Consider the following 22,263-nt stretch of genomic DNA (forward strand, 5'->3'; position numbering starts at 1 on the left):
GCGTGGTTCATGCGCGAACGGCTGTGGTGGCCGGGGTTCGGAGCGTACGGCGGGTGGTGTGGATCGTGGCGGAGGCGGTCAGGGCCACTGCGGACAGCGCGATGACCGCGAAAGCCCACGGTGAGGCTGACGGCCAGAGCCGGTCGGCACGGGCCGAGCCGAACGGCAGGATCGTGAACATCGAGGCGGCCAGCCCGCCCAGCACGCCGGTGACGGTGATCAGCACGCCCTCCAGGGACACCATGGCGAGCACCTGGCCCCGCGTCGCGCCGGCCAGGCGGTGCTGGGCGAACTCGCGGCGGCGGTGGGCCGTCGCGGCGACCAGCGTGTTCACCAGCATGATGGCCACGAACAGGGTGATCATGCCGACGACCACGTAGTTCAGGGTCTGGATGTCGCGGGCGTACGCGGCCTGGACCTGGCCCTCCGCCGCCCGGTCCTCGATGCCCTGCATGTACACGGTTCCGGTGGCGACGCCGGTGAACAGCAGCACCGGCATGACCGCTGACGCCAGCTGCCGTGTCCGGGAATGCACACCGGTGACCGCCAGCGAGCCGGCGACGCCGGAAGCCCGTACGAGGGGCCCGAGAACCACCGTGACGAGGCGCAGCAGCTCCGGGGCGAGCAGGGCCAGACCGATCGCGGCCCAGATGCCGGCCTGCCCCGCCGTCTGCATGGCGTCGATGCCCCTGCCGTCCATGATCGTCACGGTGAGCACCGAGCAGTTCGCGCCCATCAGCAGGAACAGCACGGCACCGGCCCGCCGCAGCCGGGGGCGTTCACGACGCGTCGACGCGGCCCGGACCCGTCGAGCGGTCGCGATCCCGGCCGCGAGCGAACCCAGCAGCGTCACCCCGAAACCCATTCCCAGGGCGATGACGGCGAAGGACGGCGACACGTCCGAGGCGACCTGCCCGGTGTCCTTCAGCAGCGACACCAGCACCCGGCCGAGCAGCCACCCGACCGGCACGGCGGCCGCCGACGCGAGCAGGGCCACCGCCGCGGCCTCCCCCACGACCATCCGGCCGATCTGCGGCCAGGTCGCGCCGGCCCGCCGCAGCAGGGCGATCTGCTCGGAGCGCCGGCGCACGGCCAGGCTGAGCGTCGAGGTCACCGCGAACGCCACGATGACCAGGCACCAGCCGCCGCCGACCAGGGCCGTGGTGACCAGCGACTCGTTGCCGCCGGTGGCCGGGACCCCCGACGCGGTGTCCAGCAACGACGCGAACGCCATGATGAGCGCCGCTCCCAGGAACGACGAGAGGAACGTGGCGACGAAACCGCCGGGACGGTGCCGCAGGTTGCGCAGGGCGACGGCGATCATGCGAGCACCCCGCCGACCTGGTCGCCCAGGTGGGCCAGCCGCTCGGCCACGGCGTCCGCGGAGGGCGCGTGCAGCGAACCGGCCAGCCGCCCGTCGGCCAGGAACAGCACCGAGTCCGCGTACGCGGCGGCGACCGGGTCGTGGGTGACCATGACCACCGTACGGCCGTGGTCGTGCACGATCGTGCGCAGCAGCGTGAGCACCCCGCGTGCGCTGCGCAGGTCGAGCGCCCCGGTCGGCTCGTCGGCGAAGATGACCGCCGGCTCGGTGACCAGCGCCCGCGCCACGGCCACGCGCTGCCGCTGGCCGCCGGAGAGCCGTTCGGGCAACTCGGCCGGCCTGTCCCCCAGTCCAAGATGCTCGAGCACGCCGCGCACCCGTCGGCGGTCGGGTCGCCGCCCGGCCAGGCGCAGCGACAACACGGTGTTCTGCTCGACGGTCAGCGACGGCAGCAGGTTGTGGTCCTGAAAGACGAACCCCACCCGCGTACGGCGGAACTTCGTCATCGGGGTGTCCTTGGTGGCCGTCAGCTCGGTGCCGTCGATGAACACGCGGCCCCCGGTCGGCCGGTCGAGCCCCGCCGCGCAGTGCAGCAGCGTGCTCTTGCCCGAGCCGGACGGCCCCATCACCGCCGTGAAGCTGCCGGCGGGGAAACCGGCCGTGACGCCGTCCAGCGCGGTGACGCCACCCTCGTACGTCTTGTACAGCTCTTCTACCCTGACGATGTCGGTCATGGATACACCGTACGAACGCACTACCCTCGAATCGGTAGTGCTGGCACCCGTATTTCGCTAGTGCACCAGGGCGAAACGCTCTAGTGCATCACCCGGAGGTCACATGAGCGTCTATCGCCGGATCGCCGCCGAGATCGCCGCGGGCATCGCCGCCGGTGAACCCGCTCCCGGCGAGCGCATCATGTCGACGCGTCAGATCATGACCACGTACGGGGTGGCCATGGCGACCGCGAGCAGGGTCATCGCCCACCTGCGCGACGAGGGCCTCGTACGGGCGAAACCGGGTGTCGGGACGGTCGTCGCGATCGGCGCCCTGCCCGACGGCACAGCACCCGACCGCGACCGGGTCGTCCGCACCGCCATCACGATCGCCGACGCCGAAGGGCTGACCGGGTTGTCGATGCGGCGGCTGGCCGGTGAACTCCGCATCCCCACCATGTCCGTCTATCGGCACGTGGCCGACAAGGAGGAACTTGTCCTGCTGATGATGGACAAGGTGATGGCGGCCAACCCTCCCCCGCCGCGGATGTCGCCGGAACGGGACGGCTGGCGGGCCTGCGTCGAGGCCCTGGCCCGGCTGCAATGGTCGATGTACCGGCGGCACCCGTGGCTGGCGCAGGCCGTGTCGTTCACCCGTCCGCTGCTCGCGCCGCACGCGATGGCGCACACCGAGTGGACGATGCGGTCCTTCGAGGGGCTCGACCCCGACACCCAGTTCCGCGCGGCGGTGACCGTGGCCAACTACGTACGGGGAACCGCCGTGAATCTTGAAGAGGAGGCGCAGGCCGAGCAGGAATCGGGCCTCAGCGACACCGAATGGCTGGATTCCCAGCGGCAACGCCTGGCCGCTGTCCTCGCCACGGGCGAGCTGCCGTTGATGGCGCGTTTCATCGCGTCCGACGACCGCGAGTTCGACCTCGACATCCTGTTCGACTTCGGCCTGCGACGCCTGCTCGACGGCTTGGAAACGTTGCTGGATCAGGGCTTGCGGCCCACGCCCCCGTAGAGAGCCACCTGGGCGTCGGTGAACGGGACCTCCTGGTCGGGGCGCCAGCTCAGGATCGGCACCACGCCGGGCTCAACCAGCTCGAGACCGTCGAAGAACCGGCCCACCTCGTCGTGCGACCGCAGCCGGGTCGGGATGCCCCGGCCCCGCATGATCTGGGCGAACCGCCCCCACGACTCCGGGTCGTGGTCGGCGGTGATGTGCGAGACCACGAGGTAGCTGCCACCGGGCAGGGCGCTCATGAGTTCCTTGACGATCCCGTACGGGTCCTGGTCGTCCTCGATGAAGTGCAGCACCGCGAACAGCAGCACCGCCACCGGCTGCCCGAGATCGAGGGTGTCCCGCAGCTCCGGCGCCTGCAGGATCCGCCCCGGCTCCCGCAGGTCGGCCTGTATGTACTCCGTGCGTCCCTCCGGGGAGCCGGCCAGGAGGGCGCGCGCGTGAGCCAGCACGATCGGGTCGTTGTCGGCGTAGACGATGCGGGCGGCCGGGTCGACACTCTGCGCCACCTCGTGCACGTTGGGCCGGGTGGGCAGGCCCGTGCCGATGTCGAGGAACTGCCGCACACCCCGGCGCGAGGCCAGCCAGCGCACCGTCCGCTGCAGGAACGCCCTGTTCTGCCGGGGCGCCGTGATCGCGTTCGGGTTGGCCGCGACCCCTTGCTGAGCAGCGGCACGATCCGCGGCGAAATTGTCCTTGCCGCCCAGCAGATAGTCGTAAACCCGCGCCGGATGGGGACGTCCCGTGTCAAAGGCCTCGGTCATCCGACGAGCCTAGGCCCCGCCCCGCCGCCGGGCCACCCCCTCGTGTGCCGAGCCGTTCCACTCCTTGAGCCGCTGAACAAGCCCCGCACTCACACCGAGACGTTCCAGCTCAACCGGTCCGCAGTGATCCCGGTCGGGATCCCAAACCCCGTCATCGGCTCCGTGCTCAGCCATGACACGCAGTGCCAGCGGCCGATACGACTCCCCCACCCGGCGATCATGACAGATCCGCGGCCGGTCGCGATCCAGGTCAACTCGCGGTGTTTCTCGGCGATCAGCCCTGACCTGACCTTTGGGTGCTTCTCAGTCGGATGTCCTGATGGCCGATGAGAAGGGTGTAACAGCCATACCGGGTCGTTCTCGCTCCCCGGCACTGTGAAAAGGGTGAACTTGCGTGTCAGACGGTACAGCTGGAAAGAGGTCGACGCCGTTGTCGTGGTTCCGGGACCTCCGCGTGGCGGGAAAGCTCATTGTCGGCTTCACCCTGGCCTGCGCTTTCACGGTGGTCGTCGGCGTCGTCGGCATACTGCGGCTGCAGGAGACCAACGACCGCACCGAAGGTATGTACCAGAACAACCTGCTGGCCGTCGAGCACGTGGGTAATGTCAAGGCGGACCTGGCCTTCATCCGGTTCCAGCTGCTCAACATGCTCATCTCCGACGCGGCGGCGGCCAAGCAGAAGGCTCAGCAACAGATCGACCAGCTCGACGCCGACCTCGACGAACAGTGGGCGGCCTATCAGAACACCGGCATCGCCGGCCGGGAGACGCAGGTCAAAGCCGTCACCGACAGCCTGGCGGCGTACCGGACCGTCCGTGACAACGAACTCGTTGCCCTGGCGTCGGCCGGCAACACCACCCGGTTCGTCGCGGTGCGCACCGCCAAAGCCGATGCCCAGATCACCACGCTGACGAACGCGCTCACCGAGATCAGCGACATCGAATCAGCGGCGGCGGCCCAGTCGCTGGCGGATTCGCGAGCGGCCGCCACCAGCGCCAAAGTGCTGATCATCAGCATCATCGTCGTGTCGGTGCTGCTGTCCGCGCTGATCGTGTGGCTGGTCACACGCTCCATCGTCGGCCCGCTGCAGCGCACAGTCGGCGTGCTGGCCGGACTCGCCGAGGGCGTCATGGACCAGCGCCTGCAGGTGAGCAGCCGCGACGAGATGGGTCAGATGGGCCAGTCGCTCAACTCGGCTCTCGAGCGGCTGACCGCGGCGATGCGGGAGATCGGGATCAACGTCGAGACACTGGCGTCCTCTTCGGAGGAGCTTTCGGCGGTGGCGAAGTCGGTCAACCAGTCCGCCGAACGATCCGCCGCGCAGGCGCACGGCGCCTCGTCCGCCGCCGAGGAGATCAGCGTCAACATCTCCACCATCGCGGCCGGCTCCGAAGAGATCGGGGCCTCCATCACGGAGATCGCCCGGTCCACCTCCAACGCCGCCGAGGTGGCCGCGGGCGCGGTCACCACCACCGCCGAAGCACGCCAGATCCTCGACAAACTCGGCACCTCCTCGGCCGAGATCGATGACGTGGTCAAGCTGATCACCAGCATCGCGGAGCAGACCAACCTGCTCGCTCTCAACGCCACCATCGAAGCCGCCCGCGCCGGCGAAATGGGCAAGGGGTTCGCGGTGGTCGCCTCCGAGGTCAAGGACCTCGCCCAGGAGACGGCCCGCGCCACCGAGGACATCTCCACCCGGGTCACGGCCATCCAAGGCGACTCACAGGCGGCGGTCACCGCGATCACCGCCATCAGCGAGGTCATTCAGCAGATCAACGACACCCAGACCGCCATCGCCGCCGCCGTGGAGGAGCAGACCGCCACCACCTCCGAGATGAGCCGCAACGTGGCCGAGGTCGCCACGGGCTCCGCCGAGATCAGCGCGAACGTCAGCGGGGTCGCCCAGGCCGCGGCCGAGACCACCAACGCCGCCGCCAACACCGAACAGACCTCCGCCGAGCTCGCCCGCGTCGCCGGCGCCCTGCAGACGAACCTCGCCCGCTTCCGCTACTGAGCAGTTCCCGTCCGTACGTCGTGCCGCAGGACGATAGTGGGCGTCGTGCACGTCGGCGCCCGCGAAACGTCGGACAGATTCGCTACCGTCCGGCAACGCCGCTTCACCCCGCGCGGCACCGCACCCCGCCTAACGTCAGACGTAATGCCAAATCGGCCCGACCGTCGTCGTCAGGAGCACTCGTGACCAACAGCCCGTCCACCCCGCCGTCCTCCACCTCCTCGCAGGGCACACGCCTGCTCGAGCCCGCACGGCTGCTGGCGGTGGCGGCGGCGCTGCCCGACCGCCACGCCAGCACCGCGACCGGACTCCACACCCTGGTCGACACCCTCGCCGAGACCTTCCCCGGCGCTGTCGTGGCGGCCAACCTGATCTGGGCGAACACCTCTTTTGTCCTCGCCTCGCACGGCATGCCGGAATGGATCGCCGAGGCGGGCGGCGTCCCCCTCGGCTGGGCGCCGTGCGCGCTGGTGGTGGAACATGACCGCCCCCTGATCATCGACGACACCCACGACGACCCGGCGCATGTGGACAACCCGATCGTCACGGTGTGCGGGGTGCGGTCCTACGCCGGTGTGCCGCTGCACGACCCCGATGGCCACCTCGTCGGCACGTTGATCCTCATGCACACCGAGCCACGCGCGTTCAAGCCCACCGACCTGGCGGCCCTGCAAGCAGCCGCCGCACACGCGACCGCCCTGCTGCCCGCACACACCGGCGTCTGATCGCCACCCAGCCCTGTGCTGCGGTGCTCGACGTCAGACCACAGCGAAGATCAGAAGAGCCAGCCACCCGACACCGACCACCACGGGAAGAAGATGAGTCACCCAGGACGGTGACCACACGTTTCCGCGTGCTCTTTCCCGATGCTCGACTCGGTAGTAGACCTGGAATCTGTCAACCTCACGATCGATCTTGCACAGTTCATTCCGCCAGATCTGCAGCCATCGCAGACTCCCATGAGAGACCGCGAACCAGAATATGCTCACGAGCAGGCCGAAGGCGGGCACCGCCAACTTGTATGCGCCCTTGTCCCCCAATGAGGAGAACACCGAAACGAGGATTCCGGTGACAAGCATGTACATGTTGTTCCGGACCCAGAACTCTCGTAGGTCCTGCCGAAAATGCTCGGCGACCATCTTGAATATCTCAATGTCGGCGCCACTTGGCTGAGCGGGATCCGGAGACTGCTCCCCGGGATCGCGCACCGGGCCTGGGGCCGCACCGTTCGCATCGACAGCCGTGCCGTCCATGATCAGCACCTCCGGTCTCCTCTAGACCTTCCATTGAGCCACAGCGGGGCAACGGGCACTCGACCGTGCGATCGGCCGGCTGCCGGGGAAGACCCTGACCTGACCGCCCAGGAGTTCGCCGCATCGGCGTCCTGGCCGGCACCGGACTTCGAGTGTGTTCGGTCATGCCTGACAGGCGATCTCCGGAGATCGAACAAAACATCGCGCGAGCGGGCAAATGTAGTCATTGATCGACATCGACTGCATTTGCTAGGCTGACAATCCGGATCGGAAAGATGATCGGACGGTCACGCTTTGAACCTGGTCTTGAGTTTCACCGCCGTAACAATCTCACTTCTGGCTCTCACTCTTTCCGCCTTCTTCGGACTTCGCCAACTGCGTTTGATGCAGAGATCGAACAGTACGGCCGTAACCATCGAACTGCTCACCAGGGAATGCCGGAGCAACGACTTCCTCGAAAGTGAAGAATTTGTTCTTTACGAGCTCTCGAAGGAGCCTCCGGGTCGCGGCCTTCAGGGCTTGCAACCAGATCAGCGTCGCCATGTCAGCCGTGTTGGCCTGTATTTCAGCAGTTTAGGCGCGCTGTCGATACTCGGAGGCATCGAAACGAAGATGATTGTGGGCCTCGTGCCCAGTCGCGCTCGGCGGGCTTGGGCAGCGCTGGAGCCCTTCGTTCTCGCCGAGAAGGTTGAGGTCGCCGACCTACCTATCCTTCTTCGAGCATCTGGTATGCCTGATCGCAGATGCTGATCCTGCTAAGCATCACGAAAGCCTCGGGCTGCGAAGACTGGACTCGCTGTCTCCGAGCTCTGAGTCGACAACGGCGCCAAAGGCCTTCGCCGCAACATCCGTCACCGCCGCCGACTCGGGCGGAGGGTTGCCTTTGGAGTCCGATGACGGTGACGGGCCGGCCGAATCTCTCACGGCTCGAAGGGCGCCCTGATCTGCCGCAGCGGCAGGGTAACTGAGTAGCTGTACCCATGCGTGGCGCCGGGCTCGTCCGCGAGACTGGCGCGATGATCGCATCCTCCACGCTGCCCACTGCCGGACCCCGCCGGCGTGAGCCCGTCATCCTGCTGGCCGTCGGGCTGGTCGCGCTGGTCGTTTCCGCGATCGGCGCCAAGTCGATCGGCACCTGGTTTCTGGAGGTGCTGGCGGCGCTCATCGGGGCTGTGGTCCTGGTGGCCACGTACCGCAGGTTTCCGCTGACGCCTCTCGCGTACCGGCTGATCCTGGCCCACGCCGTGATCCTGATGATCGGTGGCCACTGGACCTACGCCGAGGTGCCGGCCGGCGACTGGCTGCGTGACGCGCTCGGGCTGGCCCGTAACCCCTACGACCGTCTCGGTCACTTCGCCCAAGGGTTCGTGCCGGCCGTTGTCGCCCGAGAGATCCTGCTGCGGTGCACCCCCCTGCGCCCCGGGCGCTGGCTGGCTGCGCTGGTGCTCTGTGTGGTGATGGCAGTCAGCGCCACGTGGGAGCTGTTCGAGTGGCTGTCCGCCGTGGTCGGTGGCTCCTCGGCGGAGGATTTCCTGGGCACCCAGGGCGACGTCTGGGACACCCAGTGGGACATGTTCATGGCCGGCGTCGGAGCGATCACGAGCTTGGTGCTGCTCAGCCGCCTCCACGACAAGCAGCTGCGGGAGTGGCTCACTCCGACTGCACGACGGTGAAAGGGGGCCGCACGCCCTCGGTGAGCTCCGCCGCTGCTTCCAACGCCATCACGGCGCGGGCGTGGCTGTCGAGGGCTGACTTGGCGGTGGAGTGCAGGGAGCCCAGGGCGACCAGGTAACCGGAACCCACGGCGGCGTAACCCGAGATGGTGTGCCCGATCTGGTAGTCGTCACCGACCACGTACAGGCGGCCGTGAATGCCGACGAGGAACTGTCCGCCCTGTTCCTGGCCGTCGGTGGTTCTGGCGTAGCCGCCCCTGGAGAGGCATTCGCGGACGGCGTCGATGAACGTGGTGGCCATGAAACGGTCGACGTCCCAGGTGTCCGGCTCGCCCACGTCCAGGGAGTAGCGCAGCAGCTGGCCCATGCGGTAGCTGGTCGTGAAACCCATCAGGTAGGGCCCGACCTGGAACACCTTGGAGTCCGACCGCACCGCGACGTGCCAGCCGTCGCTGCCCGCCGAGTCTCCGCCGACGGTGACGGTTCGCCCGTCCGTGATTCCCACGATGCACGTCATGGAGCCACTGTCCCCGGCCGGTCGGCCGGTGCCAATCGGCAGGAAAGGCCACCGGTACGAAGTGCACCGGCGCCAACCGGCAACAAAGACGGCCACCGGCACGAAATGCACCAGCGCCGATTGACGAGAAAGGCGGCCACCGGTGCGAGGTGCTCCGGTGGCCGCCGTTGGCTCGAAGGGTCAGGGGTAGGCCACCACGTTGCGGGGCACGGTGTTGCCGGCCGGGTTGGGGACGGAACCGCCGGTGTCGTTGACGACGTTGGCGATGGTGCCGACGTCGCCCAGGGAGACCGTCAGGACGCTGCGGAGCCGGACGCCGGAGCGGACGGGCACCTCGAACGCGCGGTCCACCCGGACGCTGGGGTTGACGTTGAAGTAGGCGTACGAGCCGCCACCCCAGAGCTCGTGGTCGGTGACGTTGTCGGCGACCTTGTACGCCGCGTAGCCGTTGCCGCGGGGGCCGATCCAGGCGGCCTGGTTGGGCACGTCGTACGGCTTCTCGTTCTGGAAGAAGATCGTCCTGCCGCGGTTGCCGTTCCAGATGACCTCGTACTTCTGGTAGTGCTCGACGAACAGGCCTGTCGCGAGCACGTCGTCGCCGTTCACGACGAGGCCGGTGTCGCCGGTGTTGACGGTCCAGCCGGTGGGGGCGCCGCCGTGGTCGGCCCGCCAGGCCCAGATGTGGTCGATGATCGTGTCGTCGCTGTGTACGGCGAGCGTGGTGGTGGCCTTGCCCTGGACGCTGCTGCCGATGCGGAAGAAGACGTCCTGCAGGCTGATCGGGTTGGCCGAGTGGTCGGTGTGCACGCCGGCCCGTCCGACGCTCATCAGGGTCGGGCTGTTGGTGGTGCCGGCGTCGAAGGTCAAGCCGCTGACCTTCACCCCGTCGACGTCGGCGACGTTGAGGGCCTCGACGCCGTTGCTGGGGATCAGGGTCGGGTAGCCGATGCCGGTCACGACGGTGTTGGGACGGGTGACGCGGATCGTGTCGGTGAGGGCGTACGTGCCGGGGGTGAAGAACAGGTTCAGCCCCTGGGCGAGTGCCGAGTTGATGCGGGCGGCGCTGTCACCGGGTCTGGCGACGTAGAACTCCCGCATGGGTATCGAGGCGCCGGCGGTGTTCGGCCAGCTGGCGCCCGCCGAGTTGCGGCGCAGGGCGGGCACGAAGACGCGGTAGAGGCCGGCGCTGTCGACGTACAGGTAGGGCTTTTCGCGGCTCACCGGGGTGGTGCCCAGCGTGGTGTGCGGCGGGTTCGGGAAGGCGTTGCCGGGGGCGCCTTGGACGCCGGAGAAGACCATGTTCCAGACGCCGCCGTCCCAGCGCCCGATGCGGCTGTCGCGGGTGTACCACTGCTGCTGCGAGCCCGACGACACGACGCCGTCGACCACGGAGTCGGTCAGGTAGCCGCCGCTGGAGTAGCCCTGGCCGTTGTCCTGGTTGGAGGGCGCGAGGGTCAGGTTGCCCTTGATGTGCACGCGGCGCATCGGGGCGGCCTGCGAGACGGCCCAGCGGTTGGTGCCGCCCTCGGGCACGATCGACAGGTTCTCCATGCTGCGCCAGAAGTTCTGGGTCGCGTTGCTCTCGTCGCCGTAGTTCCAGCCGGAGTCGACGTTGACGGCGCCGTTGATGGTCACGTCGTCGGGGTTGAGGCCGAGGCCGGCGATCGTGGTGTAGAAGCCGATGTTGGCCCACACCCGCCCGTACGTGCCGGGTTTGAAGAGGAACACGTGGCGCTGGGTGCCGAACTGCGCGGCAGGGCTGCGCAGCTGCGCGTTGAAGGCCTGGTCGACCGCCGACTGGATGGTCGCCGCGGGGGTCGACGGCTCGAAGATGCGCACGTTCGGGCCCAGGTCGGGGGTGTCGGAGGTCGGCAGGGCCGGGCCGGTCGGGGTGGGTGTGGGCGTCGAGCTGGTGGTGGTGAAGACCTGGAACTCCCAGAGCGAGTAGCCGTACGGGGTGGCCCGGGTCGTGCCGTTCATCCGCACGTACCGGCCGCTGCCGTTGACGTTGAGGGTCTGGATACCGGCCCGGCCCGCGGTCACGGGGGTGATGTCGGTCCAGGCGGTGCCGTTCGCCGAGGTCTGGATGGTGAAGGCCGAGGCGTACGCGGCCTCCCAGTTCAGCACGACCTGGCTGATCGACTGGGTGCTGCCGAGGTCGACGCGCAACCACTGCGGGTCGGCGAACGTGCTGGACCAGCGGGTGCCGGCGTCACCGTCGACCGCGGCGGAGGCGGGGAAGGCGGCGCTCTCGACGGACGATGCGGTGGCCGGTTTGCCGTGCGAAACGGGGATCTCCGCGGCGCTGGCGCTGGTGGCGACCGCGGCGACGGTGGTGCCGACGGCCGCGGCGAGGAGCGCGCTCAGCACCACTGTGCCGCGGCGTCTCCGGGTCGGAACTGATGGGGATGTCATGTGCCTGCCTTTGCCGGACGCTTGCCGCGCGTCCGCGGGGACGGGCGCACGGGTTGGGGGATGACCGAGCGGCGCGCTGGGAAAGCGCTCTCTGGGGATTGTTAACTCGGCGTTGCGAAGCGTCAATGTCCCGGTCACAAAAGGGCCGCGTATGTTCCCGAGTGGGCAATCAACGCGACAAGCGGCCCACTTCGGCGGACGCTGCCTTACCGTCCAGAGCCCACCCTTGCCTGTACGCCTCCTCGAACACGTCCTCCCCGAGCGCCTCACGACTACGCGTGGTCAGCTCGCGGATGTGCGGATCGGTGCGGTCGTGCGCGCCGCGCAGCCGGGCGGCGGCGCCCAGCAACCGGGCCGCCTCGTGGGGCCGGTCGCGCAGCTCGGCCAGCCCGGCGGCCGTCACCGCGACCAGCGACAGGATCGGCATGTCCCGGCTTTCCAGGCCCGCCGCGTACGCGCTGATCAAGGCCTTCTCGGCGCCCTCGGTGTCGCCCCGGCGCAGGCACAGGTTGGCCCGCATGGCGCCGGCGATGGCCCGGCCGTGGTCGCCGCCCAGTTCGGGCTCGGCCGCCATCTCGGCCTCGGCCCGGTCGAGCAGCAGGCCGGCGCGGTCCAGTTCGCCGAGCCGGATCCACATGCCACCCTCCAGCGCGTTGAGCAGCACGCTCAGCTCGGGCGAGGCCGACCTCGTCATGCGTTCGCGGGTGGACTCCAGCATCGCGATCGCCAGGTGGTCGTCGCCGCGGCGCATGTGCAGGTCGATCCAGCGCAGGTCGATGAAGACCTCGTCGGTCAGGCTCAGCGTGCCGAACTCGTGGGCCAGCGAACGGGCCTGCCGCAGGTCGTCCAGCGCTCCGTCGAGGTCACCGTCGTACTGGCGCAGCAACGCCCGCATCGGCAGCGCGGTGGCCACGCCCCAGCGGTCGCCGGCCCGGCCGAAACAGTCGAGCGCGGCGGTCAGGTCGACCCGCACCTGCTGCAGGTTGCCCTCGTTCTCGGCGAACTGGGCGCGGATCAGGTGTGCCAGCCCGGCCGTCCAGACGTCCGGCCCCTCGGCGAGCCGGCCGAGCACGATCTGGGCGGCATCGTTCTCCCGTACGAAGAAAAGCGTCATGCCGGCCATGGCGCCCATCAGCCCCGGCAGCTCGGGGTGGGCCAGAAGCCGCTCGGCCAGCGCCCGCATCTCGTTCTCGCGCTGCTGCAGTTGCTCGGCGCTCATCAGCGAGCGGGTGCTGATCTTGTTGAGCATCTGCAACGCCACGGCGCAGTCCCGCCGCCACGACGGGCCGGCCGGAGGCAGCGCCAGCGCCTCGCCGATCCAGTACGCGGCCTCGTTGTGCCGGCCGAACATCTGCCAGTACCAGGCCAGGTCGAGAGCCAGCGTGAGGGCGGCGCCGGCGTCACCGGCGTCGCACAGGTGCCGCAGCCCGGCCAGCGCGTTGTCGTACTCGGCGCCAAGTACCCGCAGCGCGCCCACCTGGCCGGGGCCGCGCAGTTCGGGGTCGAGGCGGGCCATCAGCCGGGCCAGGTGCCGGGCGGCCAGACCCCGGGTGTCGTCGAGCGCGCCCTGCTCGGCCAGCCGTTCGGCGCCGTACTCGCGCAGGGTCTCCAGCATCCGGTAACGGCCCGCGTCGGGCGCCAGCTGCAGCAGGGAACGGTCGACGAGCGCGGCGAGCAGGTCGGGGATCTCGGCGGCGGGCACGGGGGTGCCGGCACAGACCGCCGCCGCCGTGTCCGCGGTGACGCCGCCGGGCAGCACGGAGATCCGTTCGGCCACCGTGCGCTCGTGGCCGCTCAGCAGGTCCCAGCTCCAGGCGATGACGGAGCGCAACGTCCGGTGGCGCGGCACCGCGGTGCGGTTACCCGTGGTGAGCAGCCGGAACCGGTCGGACAGCCCCGCGGTCAGCTCGGCCAGCGACATCGTGCGCAGCCGGGCCGCGGCCAGCTCGAGGGCCAGCGGCAGGCCGTCGAGCGCGGTGGTGACCCGGCGGATGTCGTCGAGGGTGGAGGTGTCCACGTCGAAACCCGGGCGGACGGCGGCTGCCCGTTCGGTGAACAGGCGCACCGACGCCGTACGCCGGGCCTGCTCGACGGTGTCGTCCGGGCCGGGCATCGCCAGCGGCCCGAGCGGCACCAGCGCCTCGCCGTCGACCGCCAGCGGCTCCCGGCTGGTGGCCAGCACCCGGATCCCGGAGCAGCGCGGCAGCAGCGCCGCGATCAGGTGCGCGACCGCGTCGACCAGGTGCTCGCAGTTGTCGACCACGAGCAGCGTCTCGCGGCCCCCGAACTGCTCGACCAGCACGTCGAGCTCGCCCGCCTCGACCCGCAGCTTGGCCGACGGTTCGAACATCGCCGCGCCGCGCCGCCCGGCCGCGGTGAGCAGGGCCGCGCCGACCTTCGCGGGTTCGGTGACGGCCGCCAGGTCGACCAGCCACACGCCGTCGCGGAACTCGTGGCCACGGCGCCGGGCCGCCTCGATCGCAAGCCGGGTCTTGCCCGCGCCGCCGGGGCCGAGCACGGTGACGAGCCGGCCGGCAGCGAGCAGCGTGTCGATCCGGGCCAGGTCGTCGTCGCGCCCGACGAAGCTGGTCAGCGGCGCCGGCAGGTTGCTCCGAGATTCCCGTACGGGCTCAGAGGTGGCAGTGGCCCCGGAACGCAGCAGCCGCACGTGGCGCTCACGCAGCGCTGCCCCGGGGTCCGCGCCGAGCTGGTCGGCCAGCGCCGCGCGCGCGGTCTCGAACACCGCGAGAGCCTCGGCTTGCCGACCCTGGGCGGCGAGCGCGTCCATCAGCAGCGCGGCCGCCCGCTCGTGCACGGGATCCTCGGTCAGCCGGGACGTCAGGCGGGCGGCGGCCGCGGCCGGTTCACCCGTCGCGAGCTCGGCCTCGGCCAGGTCGTCGACCGCCTCGGCCCGGATCGCCCCCAGCCGGGCGGCCGCCCCCGCGATCGGCGGCCCGGCCCACAGACTCAGGGCTTCGCCCAGCACCCGTACGGCTTCCCGCGCGTCCCCGGCCCGCAAGCACGCCCGGCCCGCGGCGGCCAGCCGTTCGAAGCGCAGCACGTCGACGTCGTCGGGAAGCACCTCGAGCCGGTAACCGGCCTCGTTCTGCGTGACCAGGCCCGCCGAGCCGAGCACGCGGCGCAGCCGGGACACCAGCGACTGCAGGGAGTTGACCGGGTCGGACGGCACCTCGCCGGGCCAGAGCGCGCCGACCAGGGCGGCGGGTTCGACGGGCCGGCCGCCGGCCAGGGCGAGGCGTACGAGAAGGCTTCTGAGCCGGGCCCCGGGCACCGGCACCACGGTGTCGCCGCGGCGCACCTCGAAGGCGCCGAGCAGCGTCACGCGCAACCGCGCGCCCGAGTCCCCGTGCTCACCCACACGACGATCCTCCCGCGCCGGGCCGGGCGGACCCAACCCGGGGAGGTTCGTGCCGGCTCAACGGCTCAGCTCTGCGCCTCCGGGGCGGCGTGCCGGCCCTGGCTCTCGGCGGCCGCGCGACGCTCCAGCTCCTCGTCCTTCAACAGATACTTCTTGATGTTGACGGTGGAACGATCCCCGAGATCGTCCGGCTTCGCGGCGTGCCGGCCGGACTGCTGGTTGTTGCTTTCGGTCATGACCGCAAACCGTACCCTCCGCGCGCGCCCCGGCAAAACATTGACGAGCGCCGAAGTGGACGATCGGATCGGAGTTCCGGATGCGCCGGAGGCAGCGTGTCCCCGCGGCGTCGCATCGCCATCCTCGCCGCCCTCACCCTGATCATCCCCGCCGCCCCTGCTCAGGCCGCGCCACCCACCGCCGCCCTCACTCTCGGTGACAGCCTCATCTCGGGCGAGGGCGCGGCGCGTACCGTCCCGTCACCGACGCGAACGGGCAGGAACAGACATTTCCCGGCTGGTCCGCGGCGAACGGCAACGACTTCCTCCGTCATCGCTCCGCGAACGCCTCGCTACCGAAAGCAACCCTGCCCGGCATTCAGCACCGCTTCAACCTGGCCTGCTCGGGCGGCCGCACTTACTGTCAGAAGCTGTAGCGAACGGTCGTGCTGCCGACCTCGAAGGTGAAGAGGTCTGCCGAGCGCGGGCGGCTGATCGGCCCCGGCCCGTCCACGCGGGGGTCAGCAGACCCGCGCGCCAGATCCCACATGGCGCCACCCCACGTCGTGATGGTCCGGCTCTGACCCGGGCTGACCCGCACCACTGCCCGCAGCGCACAGTCCTCATCGGTCTGCCAGAAGGTATAAGCCTTGTCGGCCGGCGACACCTTGATCCGCACCGTGACGCGGGCGCCGAGGTCGGCCTCGGTGACCCCGTAGGCCTCCTGCGCGGTGTCCCAGCCCACCCGCTGCTCGAGGCAGCTCTTGATCTCCGCGTCGGACGGGACGGTGAGCGCCTCGGGAGCGGAAGTCTGCGGGGGCCGCGTCGTGGTCGTACGCGCCTTGGGTTTCCCGGTAGGCGCGGCGCTGCTCGCCTTGGCCGTCGGCTTCTTCGAGGCGGGCGTCCCGGTGGCGGGCGGCCCAGCCGGCGCCGTGGTGGCGGGCGGGCGCAGGCGTTCGATGATGTCCGGCAGATCCCAGCCGGTGCCGAAGCTGAAGATCTGCAGCACATTGGCGACAGCCCCGATCACGACGAAGACCAGACTGCCGGCCAGGACCTGAGCCGCCCGCTGCGAACGCGTCGGCGGTTGGGGAGTCACAGGGCCAGTATTCCTGGCGGCCGGGCGCTACTGCCTACGCGCCCAGGCTCCGCGCTGGACTGCTTAGTGTCCAGGCTCCGCACCGGGCCGGGCCGGGCCGGGCCGGTGACCTGACTGTCCTGTTCGGCCGGGGCGGCCCGCAGCCGACCGCCCAGGGAGTCAGCGCCGCGACACGAACGCGGAGAACTCCGTCCCCTCGGTGAAGCGGTCCAGCGCCCGCAGCCGCCCCGGCTCGGCACCGTGCTACCAGGACTGCTGGCGGCGGCGGAGCAGGGAGAGGCCGAACCCCGTGACGACGGGGACAAGGACAATGAAGACGACCCTGGTCACGCGTGCGCCCCGGCAACCCCGGTCCATCTTGTCGCGGTACCACTCGTAGTCGGGGTCGACGCGATCCGGCTGGGGCGGGGTCAACCAGAAGACGTTGCCGCAGTTCATGTTGGGCGGGTGGTCGCCGCCGGGTTCCGGCGCCTGCACCGGGAAGACCAGCAAACCCGCGAGAACCACGGCAGCGGCGATGACCAGCCAGCGGCTCGCACCCCGCAACCCCGTGATCTGCACGCGCCGATCCTAAGCCCCTGGCCAGAACTCCTTCCCGTAACCCTGGGGTAGCCAGGGCGAGGTCCAGGGTGCCGCGGTGGCCAAGTTCTGGGCGTCGGTGCGGTGGCGGAAGAACGCGTGGGCTTGCTGGACGCGGTCGGTGATGGTCGCGGTCGCGGTATTGGCGATCTGTCGTTTCATCGCGGCCCAGAGTCGTTCGACTGGATTGTCTTGGGGGCTGTATTTCGCGCCTTCGATGACCTGGATGCGGGGATGCTCGGCGAGCCACCGTTGAGTGATTTTGGAGTGGTGGGTGCTGCCGTTGTCGCAGATCACGGCGATGACCGGGGCGTTGGGGTAGGCGTCGAGTAGTTGCTGCAGGAAGTAGCAGAAGACGACCGAGACGTTCTTGACGCTGATGTGGTGGTGCACGGTGCCGGTGAGCAGGTTGACCGCGCCGTGCACCGTGCGGCGCACGTTGGTACCTGGGGTCAGGATCCGGTGTCGCAGGCCGGTGGGCATCCAGCAGGCGCGGACCCGGGCGAGCAGGTCGAGGTGGGTCTCGTCCTCGGCCAGGACCACGCTGCCGGCTGGTAGGGCGGTGATGCGTTCGCGGATCTGGGCGCAGATGGTGTCGCGGTTCGGGTCGCTTTTGGCGATCAAGCGGGGCCGGGCCCAGCGGGCTTGCTCTTTGATGCGGCGGCGCATCGTGGACATGCTCAGCTGGGGCCGGCCCAGCGCTTTCCAGATCCGGGAGGTGGTCCAGGACCGGGGTGTCTGCAGCAGGGTGTGGATGCGGTCGCCGAGACGCCGGCTGCCTTTACGGGGCCGTCCCGGTCGGGGCCGGTCGGGTAACCCCGCGAGGCCTTCAGCGTGGTGGCGGGCGATCCAGCCGCGAACGGTTTTCGGGTCGTAGTGCAGCAGATCCGCGATCTCGCTGGCGGACCAGCCGGCCGCGGACAGCACCACCATCATGATCCGGGTGGCGTTACGCCACGGGCCGTGCAGGGCCGTAATCAGTTCGGTGTGTTGCTGTTCGGACATGCTGGCATACACGTGCGCGGGGCGCATACTGGCGGTGACCTCGTCGGGGTTCAGGCTCTTGTGTGGAAACCTGATCCGAACCCACGGCGGGGTCTTTACGTTGGTATGTCCCTCTCGCTGAGCGTGTTCGCGGACAGCCCGTCACTAGTTACGTACCGCACTTCTGACTACACGCTTAGTGGAACTGCACACCCCGGAAGAGGCAGGCTGATCCGGCCGGCATGACAGAGATGGGGCACGGGCAGGGCCGGCCCGGCGACTGTCCCGGACCGGCCCTGCGACGCCGATTGCTTCAGGCTCGGCGGGCGTAGGCCCGCAGGGCCAGCGGCACGAAGAGCACCAGCAGGCCGGCCATCCACGCCAGCGTGAGCAGCAGGTGGTTGGCGACCGGTCCGCCGATCAGCAGACCCCGGATCGAGCTGACCAGCGGCGTGATCGGGTTGACGTGGACGAAGGCCTGCAGCCAGCCCGGCAGGGTGTCGGTGGCGACGAAGACGTTGCTGCCGAAACCGAGCGGGAAGACCAGCAGGAACATGACGCCCTGCACGGCGCCGGGGGTGCGGACCATCATGCCGACCCAGACCGAGATCCAGCAGAAGCACAGGCCGAAACCGATGGCCAGGGCCACCGCGGCCACGGCGGGGACGAAGCCGGTTTCGACGCGGAAACCCATCACGTAGCCGAAGCCGAGCATGACCACGCAGACGGTCAGGTAACGCACGACGTCGGCGGCGACCGCGCCCACCAGCGGGGCGGAACGGGCCACGGGCAGCGAGCGGAAACGGTCGAAGACGCCCTTCTCGATGTCGGCGTTGAGGTTCTGACCGAGGGCGATGCCGCCCATGGCGAGCGACTGCGCGAGCAGACCGGGCAGCAGGAACTGCAGGTACGCTCCGCGGTCGCCGCCGGACAGGGCGCCGCCGAACAGGTAGGTGAACAGCAGCAGGAAGATGACCGGCTGCAGAGTGACGTCGATCAGGGCCTCCGGCGTACGGATGGTCTTGATCAGACTTCGCCGGGCCAGGGCCGCGCTGTGGCGCATGAGGGCGGCCGCCGCGCCGCCGCGGGGCTTGTCGATGTCGCCGGTGATGTTGCGGACGGGCACGTCGAGCGTGGTCATACGAGCTCACCTTCCTTGACGGGGGTGTTCGGGGCGCCGTCGGTGAGGGTGTGGAAGACCTCGTCGAGGCTGGGCAGGTGCAGGCCGAGGTCGACCACCTCGACGCCGGCCTGACGCAGGGCGGGCACGACCACGTCGAGGGCCAGGTCGTCCTTGACGGGCACGCTGACCGCGCCGGGCCGGGCGCCGGCGGCCGTGTCGGTGGAAGCGTTGGCGCCGGGGGCGGCCACGGCGTCGAGAATCCGCAGCGCATCGGGCACCCGGGCCGGGTCGGCCGGGCGTACGCGCAAGGTCAGACCCCCGACGCGTCGTTTGAGGCCGTCGGGGTTGTCGTGCGCGATGACCCGCCCGTGGTCAACGACCACGATCTCGTCGGCCAGAGCGTCCGCCTCCTCCAGGTACTGCGTGGTCAGCAGCACACTGGCCCCCTGGGTGACCTGGCTGCGCACGACACCCCACATGTCCTCGCGCTTGGCCGGGTCGAGGCCGGTGGTCGGCTCGTCCAGGAAGATCACCTCGGGGTGCCCGACCAGGCTGGCGGCCAGGTCCAGGCGGCGGCGCATGCCACCGGAGTACGTCTTCGCCGGCCGTCCCGCCGCCTCGGCCAGGTCGAACCAGTCGAGCAGCTCGGCCGCGCGTCGTTTCGCGTCGCGGGTGGGAAGGTCGAGCAGCTGGCCGATCAGCACCAGGTTCTGGGTGCCGGTCAGGTCCTCGTCGACACTGGCGTACTGCCCGGTCAGCCCGATCCGGCGGCGCACCCGGGCCGGCTCCTTGAGCACGTCGATCCCGGCCACCTCGGCGTAGCCCTCGTCGGGCCGCAGCAACGTCGCCAGAACCCGTACGGCTGTGGTCTTGCCGGCGCCGTTAGGGCCGAGCACGCCCAGCACCGTTCCGCGGCGCATCGCCAGGTCCACCCCGTCGAGCGCCAGCGTCTTGCCGAACCGTTTGCGCAGCCCCTCGGCGCGCACCACGAGATCGTTCATGGTGAAGTCCCCCTCCGTCGCGGGCAGCGGCTGCCCACGGGGAAGAGACTCGCGGACGGCGCTGACATCGCGCGCACATGCCGCTGACACCGCCTGACACGGTGCTGTTGTGCCTGCTAACGGCGGCGGTGGGAGCCCTTGCGCGGTTTCGCCGTCCACATCACGAGCGCGCCGATCAGCAGCACGATCGGCAGGGCGGCCACCCACAGCAGCGGTGGAACGGGTTCGTCGGGCTCGGCCGCGCGCGGTTCCGCCCGTACGGGGGAAGGTGGTTCCGGGGGTTTGGTGGTCGGCTTGGCGGCGGCGGTGCGCAGGTCGGCGCCGATCACCGAGAGAATCCACGGGGCGATGGCGTCGACCCGGGCCGAGGTGTCGGCGCCGCTGTGCGGGCAGGTCGGGCCGCGGCTGACCACGCCGACCACGGTGGGCGAGCCGGTCGGGCCGCCGACGAAGTACGGGCCGCCGGAGTCGTGCGGGCAGGCGCTGGTGTCGTCGCGCGGGGACCTGCCGATGACGCCCATCTCGAGCTTCGAGGTACGGGTGATCTCGAACAGGCCGGTCTGCAGCCGTACGGTGGTCTGTTTGTCCTTGCCGTCGGTGAGCCCGAACCCGACGAGCCGGACCTTCTGCCCCTTGACGGGCTTCTTGCGGTTCAGACGCATCAGCGGCACGCCCTTGATCGGCCGGTCGAGCCGGGCCAGCGCGACGTCGGCGTCGCCGTGCTGGCGCACCTCGACGACGTTCGCGCTGAACCCGGCCTTACCGGTCAGATCCGCGCGGCCGATCGTGGCGACCGTACGGTCGGCGACCGGCCGCGACACCCGGCGATCGTTCTCGTCCTTGAAGCAGTGACCGGCCGTGAGCACCCAGCGCGGCGAGATCAACCCGCCCGAGCAGGAGCTGTTGCGTTTGCCGCCGTTCTTGGTGGGGATGCCGATGTCGGTCAGCTTCACCGCGAACGCGTACTGTCCGTCATCGACGTCCTCACCGTTCGCAATCGCGTGGGCCGGGCTGATCAGAGCCCCGGCGCCCAGCGTTGCGGCCACCAGCGCGACGACGACCCTCGATAGCGTCTTCATCGCGGACGACTGTAGTAACAAAACGCCAATCACGGACCGCGCCGCTGGTGTCGCACGGGGTCAGGACTTGAGCCACGCCAGGAGGTCGGCGTTGATGGTGCCGGCCTGCGTGGTCGGCATGCCGTGCGGGAAACCGGCGTACGTCTTGAGCGTCCCGTTCTTGAGCAGCTGGGCACTGAGCGGCGCCGAGTCGGCGTACGGCACGATCTGGTCGTCGTCGCCGTGCATGACCAGCGTCGGGACGGTGATCTTGCGAAGGTCCTCGGTGAAGTCGGTCTGGCTGAACGCGACGATCCCGTCGTAGTGGGCCTTGGCGCCGCCCATCATGCCCTGACGCCACCAGTTCTCGATGATCGCCTCGGACGACTCGACGCCGGGCCGGTTGAACCCGTAGAACGGCCCCGACGGCAGCGCCCGGTAGAACTCCGACCGGTTCGCCGCGACCTGCGCCTGCAGGTCGTCGAAGACGCTCTTGGGCAGGCCACCCGGGTTGGCCTCGGTCTGCACCATGAGCGGCGGGACGGCGCTGATCAGCACGGCCCGCGCGACCCGGCTCTCACCGTGGCGCCCGATGTAGTGCGCGACCTCGCCGCCACCGGTCGAGTGCCCCACATGAATCGCATCCCGCAGATCGAGATGCGCGGTGAGGGCGGCCAGGTCGTCGGCGTAGTGGTCCATGTCGTGGCCGTCACCGACCTGAGTCGACCGCCCGTGCCCCCGCCGGTCGTGCGCGATCACCCGGTAGCCGTGCTGCAGGAAGAACAGCATCTGCGTGTCCCAGTCGTCGGCCGACAGCGGCCACCCGTGACTGAACACGATCGGCTGCCCACTCCCCCAGTCCTTGTAAAAGATCTCCACCCCGTCGTCAGTGGTCACGTAGCCCATGGCGGTCCCCCTTCGCGGTTGGTGTTTCGCCCCTCAAGCTATGCCCGGCGGCCGCTCAAGAACCAGAACACGTGATGAACAACCATTTCCCGTACGCGTGTCACAAGGCGCCGGTGCGAGAGGCGGCCGCCACGGTGACGTAGAACGACGTCCCGAGCGGCCTGAAGCACTTGCGATGTAGCTCTGGCAGACTCCTTCGGTCACAATGTGTACGCG

The 22,263-nt window shown here is 69.8% G+C and carries 20 protein-coding genes and 1 pseudogene; 6 read left to right on the forward strand and 15 right to left on the reverse strand.

Going from position 1 to position 22,263, the window contains the following annotated elements; translation table 11 throughout:
* Positions 1-7 precede the first annotated feature (7 nt).
* Positions 8-1,324: an FtsX-like permease family protein gene (locus C8E87_RS40580; RefSeq protein ID WP_133878646.1), complete on the reverse strand. Its 1,317-nt coding sequence runs from the start codon at positions 1,322-1,324 to the stop codon at positions 8-10.
* The gene (locus tag C8E87_RS40585) at positions 1,321-2,058 is read right to left on the reverse strand and encodes an ABC transporter ATP-binding protein (RefSeq protein WP_133878647.1); all 738 of its coding nucleotides are present in this window, start codon (positions 2,056-2,058) and stop codon (positions 1,321-1,323) included. The genes C8E87_RS40580 and C8E87_RS40585 overlap by 4 nt, the downstream gene beginning before the upstream one ends.
* Before the next feature lie 103 nt (positions 2,059-2,161).
* Here C8E87_RS40585 and C8E87_RS40590 point away from each other — a divergent pair, with 103 nt between their 5' ends.
* A complete protein-coding gene (locus C8E87_RS40590; protein WP_133878648.1) occupies positions 2,162-3,064 on the forward strand; it encodes a TetR/AcrR family transcriptional regulator in 903 nt (300 codons plus the stop codon).
* On the opposite strand, the gene C8E87_RS40595 is transcribed toward C8E87_RS40590, so the two are convergent.
* Positions 3,037-3,828, reverse strand: a complete 792-nt coding sequence (locus C8E87_RS40595) for an SAM-dependent methyltransferase (RefSeq protein ID WP_133878649.1) — start codon at positions 3,826-3,828, stop codon at positions 3,037-3,039. The genes C8E87_RS40590 and C8E87_RS40595 overlap by 28 nt on opposite strands.
* 394 nt (positions 3,829-4,222) lie before the next feature.
* On the opposite strand from C8E87_RS40595, the gene C8E87_RS40600 reads away from it, so the two are divergent.
* Both C8E87_RS40600 and C8E87_RS40605 read left to right on the forward strand, forming a co-directional pair.
* The gene (locus C8E87_RS40600) at positions 4,223-5,845 is read left to right on the forward strand and encodes a methyl-accepting chemotaxis protein (protein ID WP_133878650.1); all 1,623 of its coding nucleotides are present in this window, start codon (positions 4,223-4,225) and stop codon (positions 5,843-5,845) included.
* A 182-nt stretch (positions 5,846-6,027) separates the two neighbouring features.
* Positions 6,028-6,570 (forward strand): GAF domain-containing protein, encoded by a 543-nt coding sequence (locus C8E87_RS40605; RefSeq protein ID WP_166661441.1) that lies wholly within the window; start codon positions 6,028-6,030, stop codon positions 6,568-6,570.
* A 33-nt stretch (positions 6,571-6,603) separates the two neighbouring features.
* Here the strand turns inward: C8E87_RS40605 and C8E87_RS40610 are convergent, their stop codons facing one another.
* On the reverse strand, positions 6,604-7,098 hold the full coding sequence (locus tag C8E87_RS40610; protein WP_438866678.1) for a RipA family octameric membrane protein: 495 nt from the start codon (positions 7,096-7,098) through the stop codon (positions 6,604-6,606).
* 294 nt (positions 7,099-7,392) lie between these two features.
* On the opposite strand from C8E87_RS40610, the gene C8E87_RS40615 reads away from it, so the two are divergent.
* On the forward strand, positions 7,393-7,848 hold the full coding sequence (locus C8E87_RS40615; protein WP_133878653.1) for a hypothetical protein: 456 nt from the start codon (positions 7,393-7,395) through the stop codon (positions 7,846-7,848).
* 266 nt (positions 7,849-8,114) lie between these two features.
* Positions 8,115-8,771: a DUF2238 domain-containing protein gene (locus tag C8E87_RS40620; RefSeq protein WP_133878654.1), complete on the forward strand. Its 657-nt coding sequence runs from the start codon at positions 8,115-8,117 to the stop codon at positions 8,769-8,771.
* Here the strand turns inward: C8E87_RS40620 and C8E87_RS40625 are convergent.
* The 4 genes from C8E87_RS40625 to C8E87_RS44090 form a co-directional block, all read right to left on the reverse strand.
* Positions 8,749-9,288 (reverse strand): hypothetical protein, encoded by a 540-nt coding sequence (locus C8E87_RS40625; RefSeq protein WP_133878655.1) that lies wholly within the window; start codon positions 9,286-9,288, stop codon positions 8,749-8,751. The genes C8E87_RS40620 and C8E87_RS40625 overlap by 23 nt on opposite strands.
* 180 nt (positions 9,289-9,468) lie before the next feature.
* On the reverse strand, positions 9,469-11,703 hold the full coding sequence (locus C8E87_RS40630; protein ID WP_133878656.1) for a discoidin domain-containing protein: 2,235 nt from the start codon (positions 11,701-11,703) through the stop codon (positions 9,469-9,471).
* A gap of 169 nt (positions 11,704-11,872) precedes the next feature.
* Complete coding sequence (locus C8E87_RS40635) at positions 11,873-15,082, reverse strand: ATP-binding protein (RefSeq protein WP_133878657.1); 3,210 nt, start codon at positions 15,080-15,082, stop codon at positions 11,873-11,875.
* A gap of 65 nt (positions 15,083-15,147) precedes the next feature.
* Entirely contained in the window at positions 15,148-15,318 is a 171-nt protein-coding gene (locus tag C8E87_RS44090) for a hypothetical protein (protein ID WP_166661442.1), read from the reverse strand.
* Between the two features lie 114 nt (positions 15,319-15,432).
* Between C8E87_RS44090 and C8E87_RS46140 the strand changes: the two are divergent.
* Positions 15,433-15,713: pseudogene (locus C8E87_RS46140) on the forward strand (hypothetical protein); the annotation flags it as partial.
* An 8-nt stretch (positions 15,714-15,721) separates the two neighbouring features.
* Here the strand turns inward: C8E87_RS46140 and C8E87_RS40645 are convergent.
* The 7 genes from C8E87_RS40645 to C8E87_RS40675 form a co-directional block, all read right to left on the reverse strand.
* Entirely contained in the window at positions 15,722-16,396 is a 675-nt protein-coding gene (locus C8E87_RS40645) for a hypothetical protein (RefSeq protein ID WP_133878658.1), read from the reverse strand.
* 243 nt (positions 16,397-16,639) lie between these two features.
* On the reverse strand, positions 16,640-16,957 hold the full coding sequence (locus tag C8E87_RS40650) for a hypothetical protein (RefSeq protein ID WP_133878659.1): 318 nt from the start codon (positions 16,955-16,957) through the stop codon (positions 16,640-16,642).
* Between the two features lie 9 nt (positions 16,958-16,966).
* Positions 16,967-18,007 (reverse strand): IS630 family transposase, encoded by a 1,041-nt coding sequence (locus C8E87_RS40655; protein WP_133873337.1) that lies wholly within the window; start codon positions 18,005-18,007, stop codon positions 16,967-16,969.
* Positions 18,008-18,272: 265 nt separating this feature from the next.
* Positions 18,273-19,100 carry an ABC transporter permease gene (locus C8E87_RS40660; RefSeq protein WP_133878660.1) on the reverse strand — a complete coding sequence of 276 codons (828 nt, stop codon included), beginning with the start codon at positions 19,098-19,100 and terminating at the stop codon, positions 18,273-18,275.
* Entirely contained in the window at positions 19,097-20,083 is a 987-nt protein-coding gene (locus tag C8E87_RS40665; RefSeq protein WP_133878661.1) for an ATP-binding cassette domain-containing protein, read from the reverse strand. The genes C8E87_RS40660 and C8E87_RS40665 overlap by 4 nt, the downstream gene beginning before the upstream one ends.
* A 116-nt stretch (positions 20,084-20,199) precedes the next feature.
* The gene (locus C8E87_RS40670; protein ID WP_133878662.1) at positions 20,200-21,162 is read right to left on the reverse strand and encodes a S1 family peptidase; all 963 of its coding nucleotides are present in this window, start codon (positions 21,160-21,162) and stop codon (positions 20,200-20,202) included.
* A gap of 60 nt (positions 21,163-21,222) precedes the next feature.
* Positions 21,223-22,047 (reverse strand): alpha/beta fold hydrolase, encoded by an 825-nt coding sequence (locus C8E87_RS40675; protein WP_133878663.1) that lies wholly within the window; start codon positions 22,045-22,047, stop codon positions 21,223-21,225.
* Positions 22,048-22,263 lie beyond the last annotated feature (216 nt).

The organism is Paractinoplanes brasiliensis, assembly GCF_004362215.1.
Taxonomy (GTDB): domain Bacteria; phylum Actinomycetota; class Actinomycetes; order Mycobacteriales; family Micromonosporaceae; genus Actinoplanes; species Actinoplanes brasiliensis.

Excerpts from the sequence above, each read along its gene's own strand:
- C8E87_RS40580 (WP_133878646.1), bottom strand. The coding sequence starts at position 1,324 with ATGATCGCCGTCGCCCTGCGCAACCTGCGGCACCGTCCCGGCGGTTTC.
- C8E87_RS40585 (WP_133878647.1), bottom strand. The coding sequence starts at position 2,058 with ATGACCGACATCGTCAGGGTAGAAGAGCTGTACAAGACGTACGAGGGT.
- C8E87_RS40590 (WP_133878648.1), top strand. The coding sequence starts at position 2,162 with ATGAGCGTCTATCGCCGGATCGCCGCCGAGATCGCCGCGGGCATCGCC.
- C8E87_RS40595 (WP_133878649.1), bottom strand. The coding sequence starts at position 3,828 with ATGACCGAGGCCTTTGACACGGGACGTCCCCATCCGGCGCGGGTTTAC.
- C8E87_RS40610 (WP_438866678.1), bottom strand. The coding sequence starts at position 7,098 with ATGGACGGCACGGCTGTCGATGCGAACGGTGCGGCCCCAGGCCCGGTG.
- C8E87_RS40620 (WP_133878654.1), top strand. The coding sequence starts at position 8,115 with ATGATCGCATCCTCCACGCTGCCCACTGCCGGACCCCGCCGGCGTGAG.
- C8E87_RS40625 (WP_133878655.1), bottom strand. The coding sequence starts at position 9,288 with ATGACGTGCATCGTGGGAATCACGGACGGGCGAACCGTCACCGTCGGC.
- C8E87_RS40630 (WP_133878656.1), bottom strand. The coding sequence starts at position 11,703 with ATGACATCCCCATCAGTTCCGACCCGGAGACGCCGCGGCACAGTGGTG.
- C8E87_RS44090 (WP_166661442.1), bottom strand. The coding sequence starts at position 15,318 with ATGACCGAAAGCAACAACCAGCAGTCCGGCCGGCACGCCGCGAAGCCG.
- C8E87_RS40655 (WP_133873337.1), bottom strand. The coding sequence starts at position 18,007 with ATGCGCCCCGCGCACGTGTATGCCAGCATGTCCGAACAGCAACACACC.
- C8E87_RS40660 (WP_133878660.1), bottom strand. The coding sequence starts at position 19,100 with ATGACCACGCTCGACGTGCCCGTCCGCAACATCACCGGCGACATCGAC.
- C8E87_RS40665 (WP_133878661.1), bottom strand. The coding sequence starts at position 20,083 with ATGAACGATCTCGTGGTGCGCGCCGAGGGGCTGCGCAAACGGTTCGGC.
- C8E87_RS40670 (WP_133878662.1), bottom strand. The coding sequence starts at position 21,162 with ATGAAGACGCTATCGAGGGTCGTCGTCGCGCTGGTGGCCGCAACGCTG.
- C8E87_RS40675 (WP_133878663.1), bottom strand. The coding sequence starts at position 22,047 with ATGGGCTACGTGACCACTGACGACGGGGTGGAGATCTTTTACAAGGAC.